This window comes from Streptomyces sp. CB01635 (assembly GCF_002803065.1).
Lineage (GTDB): Bacteria > Actinomycetota > Actinomycetes > Streptomycetales > Streptomycetaceae > Streptomyces.
This window is the reverse complement of sequence record NZ_NNBL01000025.1, coordinates 841-20416: the sequence shown is the minus strand read 5'-3', so window position 1 is coordinate 20416 and position 19576 is coordinate 841. Positions and strand designations below refer to the sequence as shown.

The 19576-nt window shown below is 72.0% G+C and carries 13 protein-coding genes; 5 read left to right on the top strand and 8 right to left on the bottom strand.

Going from position 1 to position 19576, the window contains the following annotated elements:
- Positions 1–109: 109 nt before the first annotated feature.
- The gene (locus tag CG723_RS36890; RefSeq protein ID WP_100597899.1) at positions 110–2206 is read right to left on the bottom strand and encodes an N-6 DNA methylase; all 2097 of its coding nucleotides are present in this window, start codon (positions 2204–2206) and stop codon (positions 110–112) included.
- A gap of 197 nt (positions 2207–2403) precedes the next feature.
- On the opposite strand from CG723_RS36890, the gene CG723_RS36885 reads away from it, so the two are divergent.
- Together CG723_RS36885 and CG723_RS36880 are read left to right on the top strand one after the other, a co-directional pair.
- Positions 2404–2892 carry a hypothetical protein gene (locus tag CG723_RS36885; RefSeq protein WP_100597898.1) on the top strand — a complete coding sequence of 163 codons (489 nt, stop codon included), beginning with the start codon at positions 2404–2406 and terminating at the stop codon, positions 2890–2892.
- A gap of 56 nt (positions 2893–2948) precedes the next feature.
- Positions 2949–3713, top strand: coding sequence for a hypothetical protein (locus tag CG723_RS36880; RefSeq protein ID WP_100597897.1), 765 nt, complete (start codon positions 2949–2951; stop codon positions 3711–3713).
- Between the two features lie 14 nt (positions 3714–3727).
- Here the strand turns inward: CG723_RS36880 and CG723_RS36875 are convergent, their stop codons facing one another.
- The 5 genes from CG723_RS36875 to CG723_RS36855 form a co-directional block, all read right to left on the bottom strand.
- Entirely contained in the window at positions 3728–4441 is a 714-nt protein-coding gene (locus CG723_RS36875) for an HNH endonuclease family protein (RefSeq protein ID WP_100597896.1), read from the bottom strand.
- Positions 4442–4567: 126 nt separating this feature from the next.
- The gene (locus CG723_RS36870; protein ID WP_100597895.1) at positions 4568–5446 is read right to left on the bottom strand and encodes an SCO6745 family protein; all 879 of its coding nucleotides are present in this window, start codon (positions 5444–5446) and stop codon (positions 4568–4570) included.
- Positions 5447–5511: 65 nt separating this feature from the next.
- A complete protein-coding gene (gene mfd, locus CG723_RS36865) occupies positions 5512–9042 on the bottom strand; it encodes a transcription-repair coupling factor (protein ID WP_100597894.1) in 3531 nt (1176 codons plus the stop codon).
- Positions 9043–9266: 224 nt separating this feature from the next.
- Positions 9267–11837: an ABC transporter permease gene (locus CG723_RS36860; protein ID WP_100597893.1), complete on the bottom strand. Its 2571-nt coding sequence runs from the start codon at positions 11835–11837 to the stop codon at positions 9267–9269.
- Positions 11834–12622 (bottom strand): ABC transporter ATP-binding protein, encoded by a 789-nt coding sequence (locus tag CG723_RS36855; RefSeq protein ID WP_100597892.1) that lies wholly within the window; start codon positions 12620–12622, stop codon positions 11834–11836. The genes CG723_RS36860 and CG723_RS36855 overlap by 4 nt, the downstream gene beginning before the upstream one ends.
- Positions 12623–13034: 412 nt before the next feature.
- On the opposite strand from CG723_RS36855, the gene CG723_RS36850 reads away from it, so the two are divergent.
- From CG723_RS36850 to CG723_RS36840, 3 genes are all read left to right on the top strand, one after another.
- Positions 13035–14582: an MFS transporter gene (locus tag CG723_RS36850; RefSeq protein WP_100597975.1), complete on the top strand. Its 1548-nt coding sequence runs from the start codon at positions 13035–13037 to the stop codon at positions 14580–14582.
- Between the two features lie 114 nt (positions 14583–14696).
- Complete coding sequence (locus tag CG723_RS36845; RefSeq protein WP_100597891.1) at positions 14697–15296, top strand: DUF485 domain-containing protein; 600 nt, start codon at positions 14697–14699, stop codon at positions 15294–15296.
- A complete protein-coding gene (locus tag CG723_RS36840; RefSeq protein ID WP_100597890.1) occupies positions 15293–16918 on the top strand; it encodes a sodium/solute symporter in 1626 nt (541 codons plus the stop codon). The genes CG723_RS36845 and CG723_RS36840 overlap by 4 nt, the downstream gene beginning before the upstream one ends.
- A gap of 276 nt (positions 16919–17194) precedes the next feature.
- Here the strand turns inward: CG723_RS36840 and CG723_RS36835 are convergent, their stop codons facing one another.
- Complete coding sequence (locus CG723_RS36835) at positions 17195–18094, bottom strand: cellulose-binding protein (RefSeq protein ID WP_100597889.1); 900 nt, start codon at positions 18092–18094, stop codon at positions 17195–17197.
- Positions 18095–18363: 269 nt separating this feature from the next.
- Positions 18364–19576 (bottom strand): SUKH-4 family immunity protein (locus CG723_RS36830; RefSeq protein ID WP_199842039.1); only part of this gene is annotated, 1213 nt, incomplete at its 5' end.

Sequence of the window (19576 nt, the reverse complement as noted above, 5' to 3'; positions counted from 1 at the left end):
TTCTCCTGCTGCTCCTGCTGACGGGTCCTTGGTATGTCGAGCGTATAGGCCGACTCCGACAACCCGCGCCGGGTTGTACGGAACCGTTGTCGTACGGATGTCAAAAGCGTCACTCGGGGCCGAGTGTGCCGTCCGTCAGTCCGTCGTGCAGGCCCTGCACGAGCTGTTCACCGAGGCGCGCGGCCTGGCGCAGGGCGTCCTCGAACTCGGCGAGGGCGCGGAAGCGTTCGCCGTAGCGGTGCTGGTCGGCGAGCGGCAGGCGCGGCAGTTGGAGGCGGCGCACGTCCAGGCGCGTGGCGGTGGACGCATAGCTGCTGGCCTGCCGGTTGTTGGCGGTGCCGCGCAGGAACCCGGCGAGGAACCAGGGGTCGAGGGCTGCCGGGTCGGGGCGCAGCAGGGTCAGGCCGCGGCCGAGTGCGGCGCCCGCGGTGGCCTCGTCGACGACGCGGACGACCGCGCCGCCGCCGGCCAGGGGCACGACGACGTCGCCCGCCTCGACGAGTGCGGGCTCCTCGTCCCCGCCCTGGGGTGAGCCGGAGGGCGCGGTTCCGGCGAGGACGTCGTGGTCGGTGAGGACGGGCACGCGCGCGACGCCGCCGGTGGCGGGACCCGATGCCGCCGCGGTCGCCGTGGTGGTCCGGAGCAACAGGGCGCCCGCACGGGCGAGTTCACCGACCGTCGTCCGGGGCCACCGGGCCGGGGACTGCGCGGCGGGCGGGGTGTCGGGGGCGCGGTCGGCGGTGAGGCGCAGGGTGTCGCCGAGGCGGGTGCGGACCGCGGCGAGCTCCTCGGCGCCGCCGCCCGCGGCCGGGGGCGGCAGCCGGCGCGCGGGCGCGAGGTCGACCTCGTCGTCGAGCAGCTCGATCACGGGCACGGAGCGGGCGATGCCGGGCAGTTCCTCGAGGGTGCCGTCGCGGTCGAAGGGGCGCCAGGCGTCGAGCACGGCCTGCTGGACCTGCTCCCACGGCAGCTTGTCGCGTCCGTCGCCGGAGCCTGCCGGGCCGCCCCCGGTCGTCTCCACGAGGAGGAGTTCGGGCGCGGGCGGCGCGCCGGCGCCGGGCCGGCGCAGTACCCACAGGTGGAGCGGGATGTTGTTGGGCGGGACGGAGCCCGCGGGCAGGGCGATCACGGCGCGCAGGGCGCCGCGGCGCAGCAGGTCGGCGCGGATACGGCGGCCCGAGCGGCGGGAGGCGGCGGCGGGCGGCATCAGCAGGACGGCGGTGCCGCCGTCGCGCAGGCGGGCCAACGCGTGCTGGATCCAGGCGAGTTCGGACTCGGTGCGGGCCGGGAAGCCGTACTCCCAGCGCGCGTCGTAGGCGAGTTCGTCGTGGCCCCAGTTGCGTTCGTTGAACGGCGGGTGGGCGAGGACGGCGTCGGCGCGGACGTCGGGGAACGCGTCGGCGCGCAGGGTGTCGCCGGCCGCCGTGCGCACGGTGGCGCCGTCGGTGGCGGCGGGGGTGCCGAGTGCGAGGCGCAGCGCGGTGAGGGCGGCGAGGTCGGGGGCGCTGTCCTGGCCGTAGAGGCGCTGGTCAGGCTCGGGTGAGAGGTCGCGCACGGCGCGCAGCAGGGCGCCGGTGCCGCAGGCCGGGTCGAGGACGGTGCGGGCGGATCCGGCGAGGGCTGCCATGAGCTGGGCGGGACCCGCGGGCGTGAGCGTGTACTGGCGCGGGTTGGCGTCGAGATGACGGCCGAGCAGGAACTCGTACGTCTGACGGGCGCCCAGTTCCGCGGCGAGTTCGGCGGCGCCGCGCAGCAGCGGGACCGAGGGCAGGAGCTCCGTGTCGGGCAGGCGCACCGCGCGCTCGTCGCGGGGGCCGAAGCGCGGGGTCAGGACGTCGTCGAGGGCGGCCGGGAGGCGCTGGGCGAGGTGTTCGTCGGAGACCGCGGCGAGTTCGAGCCAGTCGGTGGGCCGGTCGTGCACGAGGAGCAGGGCGCAGCCGGTGTGCAGGAGCGCGACGCCGGGGCCCGCGGGGTGTCCGGCGAGCTGCTGCCAGACGCGTTCACGCAGCGGGACCTCGGCGAGCTTTCCTTGCTCGCGCAGCCAGTTCTCGACGTCGGCGAGGGCGAAGGAGGGGCTGGTCTCGGTGCCGCCGACGGGCTTGGGGAAGTCGGGGTGGCGGCGGCGCCAGTTGCTGACGGCGGCGCGGCCGACCCCCGCGAGCCGGGCGATCCCGGCCGCGGTCACTTCAGTGGCGTTGTCCTGCACCCGGCGTGCTCCCCTCGGCTCCCCCACATGACTGTGGCGCCGAGCATACCCGCGAACGCGTAATCACCCCATTCACGAGCGTGTACACATTCGACTTTGTGAAGCGTGTTGACTCGGTTCACAGGCTCTGCTCTTATTGACCCATCGAAACGAGCGGTCGCCGGAATCGGGGGCCGCCTTCTGTGGGGGGATCAGCCATGGGCATGAAGACCAAGGTCGCGCTGGGTGCGGTCGTCGGAATCGTCGTGATCGGCGTCGTATCGGCGAACTCGGGTGACGGCGACAACGGCAACGGGGGGAACGGCGGCGGTACCTCCGCCGCCGCGGACAAGAACGCGGGTGACAAGGCCGGCAAGGCCGATGACGCCGCCAAGTCCGACGCCGGCGACAAGGGCGCGTCGAAGGCCTCGCAGGCCGAGCAGTTCAAGGCCTTCGTGGCGAAGAACGGCACGCCCAAGGAGAAGGCCGCCGTCGCCCACGTCCTCAAGGTCCAGGGCGCCGACCAGCAGAACGACATCCTCGACAGCGCCGACGTCTACACCGACTTCACCGGCGGTCTGACGGGCGAGGGCTCCGGCCCCTCCAAGCTGATCGCCTCCGCGTTCGCGGACTGGAAGGACAGCAAGAACGGCCTGGTCACGGTCTACGACGCCGACGGCGAGATCATCACCAACGGCAACTTCTGACGGCCGTGCACCACCGCTCCGCCTCCACCACCTCAACCACTTCCCGGGGAACTCCCATGCGCCGCAGCACACTTGCCGCCCTCTGCCTCACCGTCGTCACGGCCGCCGTCTCACTCACCGCGTGCGGGCCCGGCGGCCCCGGCGACGCCGCCGGCCCGGGCGACAAGCCCAAGGCCCCCTTCGCCGACCTGTCAGGACCGGAGATCGCCAACAAGGCCATGAAGGCCACCCGCGGCGCCACGTCCCTCACCATCAAGGGCAACGCGGCCGACGGGGAGGGCGGGCAGATCGCCCTCGATGTCGCCCTCGACAGGAAGGGCGAGTGCGCCGGCTCGATGGGCATGAAGGGGCAGGGCAGGGTCGACCTGATCAAGACGGGCCCGACCATGTACCTCAAGTCCGACGAGGCGTTCCTGCGCGCCCAGAGCGAGGGCGAGTCCAAGGCGGACACCGACGCCGTCGTGAAGATGCTCGCGGGACGCTGGATGAAGTCGAAGGCGGACAGCCCCGACGCCAAGGACATGGCGGCGTTCTGCGACCTCGACTCGCTGCTCGCCGAGTTCAAGAGCAATGACACCCTCGCCCGCAAGGGCCGGGCGACGACGGTCGACGGCACCCCCGCGTTCACGGTCACCGAGACCGACGGCAAGGACGAGTACACGCTCTACGTCGCGACCGAGGGCAGGCCGTACGTGCTCAAGCTCGTCACCAAGTCCGCCAAGGAGCCGGGCTCGCTCACGTTCTCGGACTACGACAAGCCGGTCGAGGCCGCGCCGCCGGCCGACAAGGACGTCGTCGACCTGGACAAGATGGGCGGCTGACCGGGCCTGAAGGCTCAGCGCGCGTGGAAGCGCTCCGGCGCCGACGTCGGGTTGCCGCCCGTGGGCAGCGCCTGGTCCGGGCAGCTCGACAGCACACGCTTCATGGCGTCCCGCTCACCGGCCGTCACCCACAGCCCGTACTTCTTCTTCACGGCGACCTGCCCGGCGACATACGTGCACCGGTACCCCTTGCGGGGCGGCAGCCAGGTCGCCGTATCGCCCTCGCCCTTGCTGCGGTTGGGGCCCGCGTCGACCGCGAGCAGGTTGAGCGGGTCGTTGGCCAGGGCGATGCGCTTGCTCGGGTCCCACTTCTGGGCGCCCTTCTGCCAGGCGTCGGAGAGGGCCACCAGATGGTCGATGTCGACCTGGCTGCGGCCGCGCGCGAACGCGATCTCCTTGCCGGTGTACGGGTCGGAGGCGAGCGTCCCCGACACGACCGTGCAGCGCCCGTCGCGGAACTTCACCCCCGTCAGGTCCCGCTTGAGTATGTCGTCGCGGGTGTCGCAGCCGTTCGAATCGGTGTCGGCCCAGGCGCTGCCGAAGCGGCCCCGGTCGTAACCGGTCTTGGGTGCCCGCCCCTTGACGGTCAGCGAGTTCACGGCGTCGAGCGCACCGCCCGCCTTGTACTCGGGCCCGGACCCCGACCCGCCCTGCTGCTCCACGGTGCAGCCGGTGGCGACGGCCACGGTCACCAGTACGGCGGCGACGGCTCGCCCAGCGCCTCGCATCACGACGCTCCCCCCTGCTAGTCCGGTTCGGGTGTCACCGTATCGGGTGAACGCCCGCGTTACCGGGGCGCACCGGGGCGCGGAAGCCACACCTCCCGGTCGCCCCTCCCGCTCACGCCTTCCCGCTCACACCTTCCCGATGCCCAGTGTCGTTTCCGACGGCAGCAGTCCGGAGCCGAGGACCTCCACCCACAGGGGCCCGAGGAGGTCGGAGAGCCTGGCGGTGTCCGTCGCGCCGAGCGTGCGCCACGGTGCGGCGGCCAGCTCGTCCGTACGCTCCTCCACCTCCGCCCGCAGGGCCTTCCCGTCTTCCGTGGCGGAGCCCGTCTCGTCCAACAGGCCCCGTGCGGCGAGCCGTTCCCGCGCGGCGTCCCACTGGTCCTGGCTCCAGCCTCGGCTGGTGAACGTCCGCGCGGAAGCGGCGCCCACCGCCGCGAACGACACGAGTGCCTCGACCGGGTCGAGGCCGGCCGCGAGCAGCGCGGCGAGATGGCCGTCGCCCCGGTGCTCGCGCAGGACCGTCGCCGCCTGCCAGAACACGAGGTGCGGCGCTTCGGGCCAGGGCAGTTCGGCGTTGGCGGCGGCCAGGGGGCGGCCCTCGGCGTTCACCGCATCGGCGGCCCGGCGGGCGAGCGCGGCGGCCTCGGCGAACTCGGGGCCGTCGAGCCGCTCACCGAAGAGCGTGCGGTACGCGCGGTCGACGGAGCGCAGCCGTCCCGCGAGGACCGCGTCCGGTGCCGCGGTCCGCCACGCCGCCGGTACGTGCTCGGCGACCATGTCCGGGTTGAAGCTGTAGAACGCCGAGGCCACCCGCGTGGGCCCGGCGGCGCCCAGCGGGGCGGCACGCCAGGCGAAGTAGCTCGGCCACCGCTCGTCGGTCCGGAACCCGAGCCCGGCCGCCTCCTCGAATGCCTCGGGCGCGTAGTACAGCACCGCGTGGAGCGGCTCGACGAGGTGCCACATCTGGCGCACCCTGCCGGGCCCGACCTCAGCGCTCTCGGACATGACCGACCGTCCCCTCGTCGCACTCACCCCGCCCCGGACAGGCCCCGGGCCCGTCCCGCGAGACTCTACGAACCGAGGATCGACGTCAAGAACTCCCCGACCCAGCCCAGGAGTTCGCGTCCGACGAGCGGCTTGCCGCCCACCTTCGCGGTCTTCGGCCGCGGGACGAGCACCTGGTGCGCGGCCGCCTTGATGACCGTGCCCGGGTAGAGGCGCTTGAGGCGCAGCTCCTGCGACTCCCTCAGCTCCACGGGGGCGAAGCGGATGTTGTTGCCCTGGAGGACGATCTCGCCGACGCCGCACGCCCGCGCGAACATGCGCAGGCCGGCGACTAGCAGCAGGTTCTCGACCGGCTCGGGCAGCTTGCCGTAGCGGTCGGTGAGCTCCTCGCGGACCGCCTTGACGTCCGCTTCCGTGTTCACGGAGGCGATGGCGCGGTAGGCCTGCAGCCTGAGCCGCTCACCCGGCGCGTAGTCGTGCGGGACGTGCGCGTCGACCGGGAGCTCGATCTTGACGTCCAGGGGCGGCTCCTCCTCGACGCCGCCCTCGACGGCGGCCCGGTAGTCGGCCACCGCCTCGCCGACCATGCGGATGTAGAGGTCGAAGCCGACGCCCGCGATGTGGCCCGACTGCTCGCCGCCGAGCAGGTTGCCCGCTCCGCGGATCTCCAGGTCCTTCATCGCCACGTACATGCCCGCGCCCATCTCCGTGTGCTGGGCGATGGTGGCGAGTCGCTCGTGCGCGGTCTCGGTGAGCGGCTTCTCCGGCGGGTACAGGAAGTACGCGTAACCGCGCTCGCGGCCTCGGCCGACGCGGCCGCGCAGCTGGTGGAGCTGGCTGAGGCCGAAGTTGTCGCCGCGCTCGACGATGAGGGTGTTCGCGTTCGAGATGTCGATGCCCGACTCGACGATCGTCGTCGAGACGAGGACGTCGAACTTCTTCTCCCAGAAGTCCACGACCACCTGTTCCAGGGCCTGTTCGGACATCTGGCCGTGGGCCGTCGCGATGCGCGCCTCGGGGATGATGTCGCGCAGGCGGGCCGCCGCGCGGTCGATGGACTCGACGCGGTTGTGGATGTAGAAGACCTGGCCCTCACGCAGCAGTTCACGGCGCACGGCCGCGCCGATCTGCTTCTCCTCGTACGGGCCCACGAAGGTGAGCACCGGGTGGCGCTCCTCCGGCGGCGTGGTGATCGTCGACATCTCGCGGATGCCGGTGACGGCCATTTCGAGCGTACGGGGGATGGGGGTCGCGGACATCGTGAGGACGTCGACGTTCGCGCGGAGCTTCTTCAGCTGCTCCTTGTGCTCGACGCCGAAGCGCTGTTCCTCGTCGACGATGACGAGGCCGAGGTCCTTGAACTTCGTCTCGGAGGAGAACAGGCGGTGCGTGCCGATGACGATGTCGACCGCCCCGTCGCGCAGGCCCTCCAGGGTGGCCTTCGACTCGGTCTCCGTCTGGAAGCGCGACAGCGCCCGTACGTTGACGGGGAACTGCGAGTAGCGCTCGGAGAACGTCCCGAAGTGCTGCTGGACGAGGAGGGTCGTGGGCACGAGGACCGCGACCTGCTTGCCGTCCTGGACGGCCTTGAAGGCTGCGCGAACAGCGATCTCTGTTTTTCCGTAGCCCACGTCGCCGCAGATCAGGCGGTCCATCGGGACCGTCTTCTCCATGTCCTCCTTGACCTCGGCGATGGTCGTGAGCTGGTCGGGGGTCTCCACGTACGGGAAGGCGTCCTCCAGCTCGCGCTGCCAGGGCGTGTCCGGGCCGAAGGAGTGGCCGGGAGCCGCCATGCGCGCCGAGTACAGCTTGATCAGGTCCGCGGCGATCTCCTTGACCGCCTTCTTCGCGCGGGCCTTCGTCTTCGTCCAGTCCGCGCCGCCCAGGCGGTGGAGCGTCGGGGCCTCGCCGCCGACGTACTTGGTGATCTGCTCCAGCTGGTCGGTGGGGATGTAGAGGCGGTCGCCGGGCTGGCCTCGCTTGGCGGGGGCGTATTCGACGACGAGGTACTCGCGGGTCGCGCCCTGGACCGTGCGCTGGACCATCTCGATGTAGCGGCCCACGCCGTGCTGCTCGTGGACGATGTAGTCGCCGGATTCGAGGGTGAGCGGGTCGATCGTCTTGCGGCGGCGGGCCGGCATGCGCTGGCCGTCCTTGCCCGCCGCCTTCTGGCCGGTCAGGTCCGTCTCGGTGAGGACCACCAGCTTCAGGGCCGGGTCCACGAAGCCGTAGTCGATGGAGCCGCAGGAGACCTGCACGACGGCCGGGGTGAGCTCGGTGAGGTCCTGGTCGAGGCGGGCCGGGACGCCTTCGCCGCCGAGCACCTCGACGGTGCGGGCTGCGGGGCCGTGCGCCTCGGTGACGTAGATGGTGCGCCAGCCGTCGGACAGCCAGCCCTTGGTGTCGGCGAGCGCCCGCGCGGTGTCGCCGCGGTACGACTCGGGGGCGTGCATGCCGAGCTTGAGGGTGTCGGAGCCGAGCTCCTCGTCGGCGGCGAACGGGGAGACGGACCACCACATCATGTCCAGCTCGCGGGCCCGGTCGCGGACGTCGGCGATGGACCGCAGGGACGCCGCGTCCACGTCGATGGGGGCCTCGCCGCCGCCGGCCGTGGCCGCCCACGACGCCTGGAGGAACTCCTGCGACGTGGCCACCAGGTCGGCCGCGCGCGTGCGCACCCGCTCCGGGTCGCACACCACGGCCATGGAGCCCTCGGGCAGCACGTCGAGCAGCAGCTCCATGTCGTCGACGAGGACCGGGGCGAGGGACTCCATGCCCTCGACGGCGATGCCCTCGGCGATCTTGCCGAGGAGTTCGCCCAGCTCGGGGTGCTCCTCGGCGAGGGCGGCGGCCCGCTCGCGCACCTGGTCGGTGAGCAGCAGCTCGCGGCAGGGCGGCGCCCACAGGCCGTGCTCGGCGACTTCGAGGGAGCGCTGGTCGGCGACCTTGAAGTAGCGGATCTCCTCGACGTCGTCGCCCCAGAACTCGATGCGCAGGGGGTGTTCCTCGGTCGGCGGGAAGACGTCGAGGATGCCGCCGCGCACGGCGAACTCGCCTCGCTTCTCGACGAGTTCGACCCGGGCGTAGGCAGCCGCGGCGAGCGCCTCGACGATCTCGTTCAGATCGGCGCTCTGGCCGGTCCTCAGCGCCACGGGCTCCAGGTCGCCGAGCCCCTTGACCTGCGGTTGGAGCACGGACCTGACGGGGGCGACGACGACGGAGACCGGGCCGGTCTCGGGGTCGTCGGTGCGGGGGTGCGCGAGGCGGCGCAGGACGGCGAGCCGGCGGCCCACGGTGTCGGAGCGCGGCGAGAGCCGCTCGTGCGGGAGCGTCTCCCACGAGGCGTACTCGACGACGCCGTCCGGCGGCAGCAGCGAGCGCAGCGCCGCGGCCAGATCCTCGGCCTCCCGCCCGGTGGCGGTCACGGCCAGCACGGTCCGCCCCGTCCGCCGGGCAAGAGCGGCCACCGCGAAGGGCCGCGCGGCGGGCGGGCCGACGAGGTCGACGTGGGGGCGGTGCCCGTCGGTGGCGGCCTTCACCGCTTCGGCGAGCGCCGGGTCTCGACTTACGGCGTCCAGCAGACCGTGCAGACTCATGAAGGGCTTCCATCCCGGGGAGTGGGCAACGCGAACCGCCCGACACGTCGAACGGGCCGGGGGTGTTCCAGACTACGACGCGCCGCCGACACCCGCGTGCGGATCATTCGCGGATCACATGCGTGGTCCCCAGGGCACACGGCGGCCCCGGAGTGTCCGGGAAGGACACTCCGGGGCCGCCGTCCCCGTTCCCCACGTTCCCCCGTTCGCATCGCCCCGCGGAGCTACTCGGTGGCGATCGCGTTCAGTACGTTCATCCGGCCCGCCCGGAACGCCGGGACCAGGGCGGCGAACAGGCCCACGAAGGCCGAGCCGATGAAGACGCCGATGATCGTCGGCCAGGGGATCTCCAGGACGTTCAGGCCCTCCAGGGCGAGGAGCTTCTGGGCCGTCGCGCCCCAGCCCATGCCCAGGCCGAGGCCGATGAGTGCGCCGAAGAGGGCGATGACCACCGACTCCAGGCGGATCATGCGGCGCAGCTGCCGGCGCGAGAGGCCGATGGCCCGCATCAGGCCGATCTCCCGGGTGCGCTCCACCACGGAGAGGGCCAGCGTGTTCACGACGCCCAGGACCGCCACGATGATCGCGAGGGCCAGGAGCCCGTAGATCATGTTGAGGAGCTGGCCGATCTGGTCCTTCAGGGTCTGCTTGTAGTCGGTCTGGTCCTTGACGTGGACCGTCGGGTCGGACGCGACCGACGCCTTCAGCGCCTTGTACGCCTGGTCGGCCTTGCCGGAGTCCGCCTTGGCGAACATCATCCCGTTGAGCGGCAGCTGCCCGGCGGGCACGTACTGCTTCGCGGTCGCGAGGCCGATGTACATCGCGCCCTTGTCGAACGTCGTGTCGTCCGAGGTGATCGCCGCGATCTTCAGGTCGGCGGTGCGGCCGCGCTCGAAGGCGACGTTCATGGTGTCGCCCACCTTGAGGTGGTTCTTCGTGGCGAACTCCGAGCCGACCGACATCGCGTTCTTCCCGTACGCCGCCGACAGCTCACCGGCGGTCGTCTCGCGCCGCAGGTCCTGGGCGTACGTGGGCGTCGCGGCGACGAGCTCCTCGTCCTCCTTCGTGCCGCCGGGTGTGGTCAGCTTCGTCTTGACGTACTTGACCTCCGTGACGTGGGAGACGTACGGGGCCTTCTTCAGAGCCTCGGCGGCCTGCGGCTTCAGCCCGTTCTGCCCCTCGACGATGAAGTCGGCGCCGACGGACTTGTCGAGCTCGCTGGTGGCCGAGGCGACCATCGAGGAGCCGACGACGGACAGGCAGGCGACGAGCGCGAGGCCGATCATCAGGGCCGCGCCGGTGGCGCCGGTGCGGCGCGGGTTGCGCAGCGCGTTGCGCTCGGCCATGCGGCCGACGGAGCCGAACATCCGCAGGAGTACGGCGCTGATGACGCGCACCACACCGCCCGCGAGGAGCGGTCCGATGACGACGAACCCGATGAGCGTGGCGACGATGCCGACGCCGAGCCACAGGGAGCCCTCGCTCGCCTTGGCGGCCTGTGTGGCGGTGTAGAGCGCGAAGCCGCCGCCGCCCGTGAGGACGAGACCGATCAGGGCGCGGACCACGCCCGCCTTGACGTCGGCGGGGGTGCCGGCGTCCCTGAGGGCCGCCATCGGCGAGACCTTGCCCGCGCGGCGGGCCGGGATGTACGCGGCGAAGACGGTGACGACGATGCCGAGGAGCAGCCCGACGACGGGGGTCGTCCACTTGACGGTCAGGTCGTCGGTGGACAGGTCCATGCCCGCCGCGGACATCATCTTCATCAGGCCGACGGCGAGTCCGACGCCCGCGCCGACGCCGATGACCGACCCGAAGACGCCGAGCAGCAGCGCCTCGACGAGGACCGAGCGGTTGGCCTGCTTGCGGCTCGACCCGATGGCCCGCATCAGGCCGATCTCGCGGGTCCGCTGGGCGACCAGCATCGAGAAGGTGTTGATGATCAGGAAGATGCCGACGAGGAAGGCGATCCCGGCGAAGCCGAGCATGGCGTACTTGATGACGTTCATGAAGGAGCCGACGTCCTTGCGGTTGGCGTCCGCGGTCTCCTTCTGCGTCTGGAACTTGTACGGGCCGTCGAGGGACGCCGCGACGTTCTTCTTGAGCACGGTGTCGCTGACGCCGGGGGCGGCGGCGACGTTGATCTGGGTGAACCGGTCGCTCCGGCCGATGAGTTCGCGCTGGGCGGTGGCCGTGTCGAAGTAGACGACGGCCGCGCCCGGGTTGGTCACCTTGAAGGAGGCGATGCCGACGATCTTCGCCCTGAAGTCACCGGTGGCGGCGATGGTGCGCAGCTCGTCGCCCATCTTCAGGTGGTGCTTGTCGGCGGTGTCGGAGTCGACCATGACCTCGGTGGGCCCGCGCGGGGCGTGGCCGGAGGTGATGTCCATGGAACGCAGGTCGTTGTGCGTCCAGTTGCCCGCGATCGTGGGGCCGCCGTTCTCGGAGCCCATGTTCTTGTTGTCCGCGTCCACGACGGTCACGTTCATCGAGCTGACCGCGCCCTCGGCCGACTTGACGCCGTCGGCCCGCTTGACCTGCGTGAGGGTGGAGGCCGGCATCGACTCGGGGCGGCCGGTGTCGCTGCCCTCGCTCCTGGCGGCCTTCGGGCTGACCGTCACGTCGGACGACGTCGCCGCGAACAGCTTGTCGAACGTCGTGTTCATCGTGTCGGTGAAGACGAGCGTGCCGCACACGAACGCCACCGACAGCAGGACCGCCACGGCCGACAGGGCCATGCGCCCCTTGTGCGCGAAGAAGTTGCGCAGGGAGGTCTTCATCACGGTGTTCGCACTCATGACGTGCGCCCCCGCGCGTCGAAGTCCTTCATACGGTCGAGGACGGCGTCCGCGGTGGGGCGGAGCATCTCGTCGACGATGCGGCCGTCCGCGAGGTAGAGCACCCGGTCCGCGTACGAGGCGGCGACCGGGTCGTGGGTGACCATCACGATGGTCTGGCCGAGCTCGTCGACGGACTGCCGCAGGAAGCCGAGCACTTCGGCGCCGGCGCGGGAGTCCAGGTTTCCGGTCGGCTCGTCACCGAAGATGATCTCCGGCCGGGCGGCGAGCGCGCGGGCCACGGCGACGCGCTGCTGCTGGCCGCCGGAGAGCTCGGTGGGCCGGTGCTTGAGGCGCTCGGCCAGGCCCACGGTCCGCACGACGCGGTCCAGCCACTCCTTGTCCGCCCTGCGGCCCGCGATGTCCATGGGGAGTGTGATGTTCTCGAGCGCGTTCAGCGTCGGCAGCAGGTTGAACGCCTGGAAGATGAAGCCGATCCGGTCCCGGCGCAGCCGCGTGAGCTTCTTGTCCTTGAGGCCGGTGATCTCGGTCTCGTCCAGGTAGATCTGCCCGGACGTGACGCTGTCGAGGCCGGCGAGGCAGTGCATCAGCGTGGACTTGCCGGAGCCCGAGGGACCCATGATCGCGGTGAACCGGCCGCGGGCGATGTCCACATCGACATGGTCGAGCGCGACGACGCGGGTCTCACCCGAGCCGTAGGCCTTGACGACCTGCCGCGCCCGTGCGGCGACGGCCGTCTGCCCTCCAGTGCCCCCGGTCCTGGGAATGGTCACAGCCGTTGTCACGGTAAGTCTCCTATGTCGGTCATGCGGAATGTCAGGTGTGTGCGACGCGCTTCAGTCTGGTGGTGAGGGGTGCCCCGGCGCCCTGGTGTAGGTCACCGTCTTTCCCGGGGGAAAACCCCACCCCTTGAAGGTAGGAAGAACCCCCCACTCCCCTCGTCCTCCGGGGGGACGAACCGTCCCCTGTCCGTAGTACGGAGGTCCCCCTAGGGGGAGTCCACCCAACGGTGGAGCGCCTCTAGGGGTTCGCTCCACCTTCCTGCGCAGTCACGCTCCACCCTCCCGCCGCGGCAGGGTCAAGTGAGATGGTGTCGGCGGCGGAATAGATGCAGGGGGAAGGAATCCGGTGGGCAGCGCGACATCGCAGGCGGGCACGGGGAAGGACCGGCGCCGGGGCGCGGTCGTCGCCGCGCTGATGCTCTCCATGGCACTGGCGGCACTCGACTCCACCATCGTCTCGACGGCGGTCCCGCAGATCGTCGGCGACCTCGGCGGCTTCTCCGTCTTCTCCTGGCTCTTCTCTGGCTATCTGCTCGCCGTCACGGTCACGCTGCCGGTCTACGGGAAGCTGTCGGACACCTTCGGCCGCAAGCCCGTCCTCATCGGCGGCAGCATCCTCTTCCTCGTCGGCTCGGTCCTGTGCGCGGGCTCCTGGAACATGGGCGCGCTCATCGCCTTCCGCGTCGTCCAGGGCCTGGGCGGCGGCGCCATCCAGGGAACGGTCCAGACCCTCGCCGCCGACCTCTACCCGCTCAAGGAACGCCCCCGCATCCAGGCCCGGCTGTCGACGGTCTGGGCGACCTCGGCCGTCGCGGGCCCCGCGCTCGGCGGACTCCTCGCCTCGTACGCGGGCTGGCGCTGGATCTTCCTCATCAACATCCCGATCGGCGCGCTCGCCCTCTGGCTCGTCGCACGCCATCTCCACGAACCCGTACGGGAGAAGGGGCCGCGCGCCCGCATCGACTGGGCCGGAGCGCTCGCCGTGTTCGCGTGCGGCGGGGTGCTCCTGACCGCGCTCGTCCAGGGCGGCGTCGCCTGGGACTGGCTCTCCGCGCAGTCGATCGCCTTGTTCGGTACGGGAGTTGCGCTGGTCGGCGCCGTCGTCGCGATCGAGCGGCGCGCCGCCGAGCCGATCATCCCCGGCTGGGTCTGGCGCCGGCCCACCATCGCGGCCGTCAATCTCGCGCTCGGCGCACTCGGCCTCCTGATGGTCGCGCCCACCGTGTTCGTGCCCACCTACGCGCAGGCCGTCCTCGGACTCGCGCCCATGGCCGCCGGGTTCGTGCTCTCCGTGATGACGCTGAGCTGGCCCGTCTCCGCGGCCCTCAGCCAGCACGTGTACGGCAGGATCGGCTTCCGCAACACGGCCGTCGTCGGCATGGCGGCCGCGCTCCTCATCCTGCTCGCGTTCCCGCTGCTCCCCTACCCCGGGGCCGCCTGGCAGCCCGCGCTGGTCATGCTGCTCCTCGGCGCGGCGCTCGGCCTCTTCCAACTGCCCCTGATCATCGGGGTCCAGTCGACCGTCGGGTGGGCCGAGCGCGGCACGACGACCGCGTCCGTCCTGTTCTGCCGGCAGATAGGCCAGACGATCGGCGCCGCGCTGTTCGGCGCCGTCGCCAACACCGTGCTCGCCGGGCGCCTCGGCGGCGCCGGGTCCCTCGACTCGGTGGCCAAGGCCCTTGAGGACCCCGCCTCGGTGGCCGACCCGGACCGGCTGCGGCGCGCCGTCGCGGCGGCCGTCGACTCGGTCTACGTGGGTGCGGCCGGCGCTGCCGCGCTCGCTCTGGTCGCCCTGCTGTGCCTCGCGCCGCGACGTTTCCCGGTGATCGACCAGGACGGCGAGCGAGGCGGCGAGCGGGCGGGTGAGGGGACTGGTGAGGCGACACCAGAGGCTGCCGGCAACTCAGCTGGCTCACAAGATGCGCATCGGCATCACTCACCCCTCTCACAACAAACCGACTGAACAGTTCACGAGAACCGTCGCGGAAAGCGCTACCTACGAGTAACGTTCCGGCTCCCCTCTCGCTCCCTGCGTCCGCAATCCCCGGCGGACCCAAGCCGCGCAAGGAGAACCGGGATGTCCGACACACCGCACCGCTCATATTCCGACCACCAGAACGAGCCATGGCAGGGCCCCTTCCCCACGGGCCAGAGCCAGTACGGGAACCAGAACAGGAACCAGTACGGCAACCCGAGCCAGGGCCCGTACGGGAACCAGTACCCGGGCGAGCACCAGCAGCCGTACCCCCGACAACCGCCGCACCCCCGACAGCAGCCCGACCCCGCCCTCACCTATCCCTGGGCGCCCGCTCCCCCACCGCCCGCGCCCACGCACCGGCTCCCGCGCCACCCCGCGCTCGGCCACCACAGTGACCTGCGGCTCCTGCGCAGCGCCTACCGCTGGCAGCGCCGCGTCGCCACGCTCACCGCCCTCGGCTACTTCACCCTCTTCCTCGTCCTGTCGGCGTTCGCGCCCTCCCTCATGACGGGCACGCTCCCCGGCGGCTTCTCCACCGGCCTCCTCCTCGGTCTGTGCCAGCTCCCGGTGACCGCGCTCGCGCTCTGGCTGTACGAGTACACCGCCCGCCGCCGAGTCGACCCGCTCGCCCACCGGCTGCGCAGACAAGCGGAGCTGGACCGTCCGGCTCCCGGAACGGCCGGGGGGAACTCCCGATGACGGACTTCAGCAGCTCGGCCCAGGGCATGTCCCTGGTCGCCTTCACCGCGGTCGCCACCATCACGCTGCTCCTGTGCGTGATGACGGGCCCCGACCGCGACAACCTCGACGAGTTCTACACCGGCTTCGGCTCCCTCACCCCGATGCGCAACGGCCTCGCCATCGCGGGCGACTACATCTCCGCGGGGACCGTACTCGGCACCGGCGGCATCATCGCGCTCACCGGCTACGACGGGATCGTCCTCGCCCTGAGCACCTCCCTGTCCCTGATGCTCCTGATGTTCCTGCTGGCCGAACCCCTACGCAACGCGGGCCGGTTCACCATGGGCGACGTGATCGCCCGCCGCCTGCCGGGACGCGCCGTACGCATCACCGCGTGCGCTGCCACCCTCGCGGCACTGCTCCCGCTGATGCTCGTCCAACTTGCGGGCGCGGGCGATCTGTTGGGGTTCGTCCTCGGCTTCACCAGCGAGGGGTTCAAGACGGGCTGCGTCATCGCGCTCGGCGCCCTGATGATCAGCTACGCGGCGATCGGCGGCATGAAGGGCACCGCCCTCATCCAGATCATGAAGACCGTGATGCTGCTCGGCTCCGGCCTCGCCGTCGCCCTCATCATCCTGTACCGCTTCGACTGGAACCCGGGCGCGCTCGCCTCACAGGCCGCACAGGCCAGCGGCGTGGGAGACGCCTTCCTGCACTCGGGCCTCCAGTTCGCCGGCACCGCCAACCCCCGCCTGGACATGATCAGTTCGGAGCTGACCGTCGTCCTCGGCGGCGCGTGCCTGCCCCACGTCACGATGCGCATGTACACGGCGCGCAGCGCGCGTGAGGTGCGCCGCTCGATGTCCTGGGCGGTGTCAGCGGTCGGTCTCTTCGTACTGATCATCGCGGTCGTCGGGTTCGGCGCGACGGCGCTCCTCGGCCGGGCCGCCGTCGCGGCGGCCGACCCGCAGGGCAACACCGCGTATCTGCTCGGGGCGCGGGCCGCGTTCGGCGCGGACGCCTCCACGGCGGAGACGCTGGTGTTCACCACCGTCACCACAGCGCTCTTCCTCACGCTGCTCGCCTCGGTCGCCGGAATGATCCTGGCCTGCGCCAACTCCCTTGCGCACGACGTCTTCGCGCACCGCAAGGCGCAGCTCACCGCCCGCAGGGAGATGACGCTGGCCCGGGTCTCGGCGCTGTCCGTCGGTGTGCCCGCGATCCTCCTGGCCACGCTCGTCCAGCACTACAACCTCCAGCCGCTGATCACGCTGTCGTTCTGCCTGGGCGCCTCGGCGCTCGCGCCCGCGCTCGTCTACAGCCTGTTCTGGCGCCGCTACACGAGTACGGGCCTGCTGTGGACGCTGCTCGGCGGCACGGCGTCCTGCCTCGTCCTGATGACGGGCACCAACCTGGTGTCGGGCTCGCCCACCTCGGCGTTCCCGGGCCAGGACTTCAACTGGTTCCCCTTCACCACGACAGGCATCGTCTCGATCCCGCTCGGCTTCCTCTTCGGCTGGCTAGGCACGATGGCCTCCGGCCGCCGCACAGCCGATGACCAGCGCCGCCAGTACGAGGCGGTGGAGGCGTGGATCCTGGCGGGCGTGACGCGGCAGGCACCGCGGGGGAAGGACGGGTAGGTCGCGACACGGGCCGCGCCGCCCGCCTACGGCGTCTCGTGGGCGGGGGCTTGGTGGGCGCGCCTTGGCCGGTTTACGGCATCCCGCTTGCGGCGTCCCGTCGGCGAGGGTCCGGCCCGCTTACGGCGTCCCGTCGCGGCGGGCGTGGTGGGCGGGGGCTTGGTGGGGGGGCCTTGGCCGGCTTACGGCGTCCCGTCGCGGCGGGCGTGGTGTGGCTCGGGAGCGATTGCGCGTACGACGCCTCGTCGGCGTGGGCGCGGCTCGTGGCCGCAGCGCCTACGGCGCCTCGTCGGCCGGGTTTCGGCCCGTGAGGGAGGCCAGGGTGGTGCGGACATGGTCCATGTGGGCGCGGACCTCGTCCCACTTCTCGCCGTGCTCGCGCAGCACCCGCTCGGTCTCGCGGCCCACGCCCTCCTCGTGCAGGGTCGCCTCCGCGAGGAGCTCCGCGGCGCGGGCCTCGGCGTCCTCCTGGCCGTGCCGGGCCGACTCCTCGGCCTCGGCGAACGCCCGCCGCGCCTCGGAAAGACGCCCCTCGGCCCGCGCCAGGCGCTCCGCGTCGCGCGCGTCCGCCGCGGCCTCCTGCCCGGCGAGCTCCCGCTCGGCCTCCTCCCGCCGCTCGGCGTGGTCCTTCTCCTGACCGGCGAGGGTCGCCCGGGTCCGCTCCCGCACCTCGTCCAGCGCCGCAAGTGCTTCCTCGCGCCACGCCTTCGCCTCGTCACGTGCGGCGGCGCGGGCCCCGTCGGCCGTGGTCCGGTCGGCACTCAGCCGCTCGTCGGCCCACTGCTCCGCCTCGGCCAGTACGGCGTCGGCCGCGGCGCGGGCCGCCTCGCGCGTCTCCCGCGCACCGGCCTCAGCGTCCGCCGTGATCCGCCGGACGGAATCGGCGGCAGACGCCCGTACCCCGTCCGCCTCCTCCTCGGCGAGGGCGAGGATCTCGCGGGCGCGGTCGCCGAGGGACTCGTACGTCTGGGGCGCGAGCTGGGTCACGGCCAGGCGCAGCCGCTGCGCCTCGGCCTCCAGCTCCTCGACCTGGGCGGCCAGGAGGGCGGCGCGCTCGCGGGCGTCGTCGCGGGCCCCGGACAGCTCGGCGGCCAGCGCGTCCACCGGCCCGGGACGGTAGCCGCGGCCCCGTCCCGCGACGAAGCCATGGGGCGACACCGACGTACCGCTGCTCATCCTTGATTCCCCTCTTAGCCGCTTCGGCTCTCCTACCCAGCACTCGATCGAGCCGAAGCGCTCAAAACAAGACACTCTGCCCAACCCACTCGACAAGGATGCGCCAAATATTGCCGAAAGTCGGAATCGGGAGCCCGGGGAGCGAGGCAGCTCACACTCTGCCCCGTCCGTGAACGACGCACAGAGAAAGAGGGACCCACAGAGAAAGAGGAGAGGCGCGCGACCGATACGGTCGCGCGCCTCTCCTCGACTTCTCCGCTGCCGACGGGCTACAGCAGGCCGTCCCACATCTGCTCGAGCAGCACCGACCACCAGCCCTCCGGCGACGCGAGCGCCGCCGGGTCGACGGCGGCCAGCTGCGCCTGGAAGTCGACGGTCCAGCGGCCCGCCTGCTCCTGGTTGAGCCCGAACCGCAGCGGCCACATCCGGCCGAGCACCGCGAGGCTGCGCGCGAACTCGGGCAGACCCGTGTTCACGAACTGCGGCGGCACCGGCGCACCGCCGGGACCCGCCTCCACCGGCACGGCCACGATGTTCGCCGTGCCGTACTGGACACAGATCGCCCGCCCGAAGTCACTGCCCATCACGAGGTACGAACCCGCGTCCGCCGCGGGCTGCACCCCCCGCTCCTGCGCCAGCTCGGCGAGCGTCGGCACCGGACGGCCCGGCTGAGCCTGCGCCCAGAAGAACGGCCCGAAGTCGGCGGGCAGCCCCGCCACGACAAGGGTGTGCGCCACGAGGTCCGGCACGCCCTGACGGGACACGGCCCGCTGGTCGAACCGGAACACCCCGGGACCGAACGCAGCGGCCAGCTCCTGCCCGACGGCCTCCGGCGGAACCGGCGGCATCGGCTGCGCGGGCGGCAGCGGTGCACGCACCGGCGCGAGCCGCGCGGGACCGTCCGCCACCTGGTGCAACTCACCCTGGTGCGCGATCAGTTGCTGCATGCCCTGCTGGCGCGACGCGTGGTCCCTGCCGTACGGGGCGATGGACGTGATCCTGGCCTGCGGCCACTGCTCACGGATCATGCGGGCGCAGTACGCGCCCGGCAGCTCGCAGGACTCCAGCTCCGTGTGCAGCTCCAGAACCTGGTCCGGCGGGACGTTCATGCCGCGCAGCTCATGGAAGATCTGCCACTCCGGGTGCGGCGTACCGGGCGCCGAGCGGCGGATCAGCTGCTGCTCCGAGCCGTCGGGCGCGCGGTAGCGCAGCACGGCCTGGTAGCCGGGCCCGACGGTCGGCTGACCGGTGGGCTGCGGATACCCGTACGAGGCCGGGGGCGGACCGCCAGGAACCTGCTGCCCGGGCATGGGCGGCGGCATCGGCATCCCGCCCGGCGCCTGCGGCGGCGCGGGAGGAGGCATGCCGGGACCGACCTGACCGGGACCGGCCAGCATCGTCGCGGCGTGATGAACACCGCCACCGGGTGCCCCGGGCACGCCGGGCGCCGCCGGCGGGGGCGGCGCACCGGGTCCGGCCGGG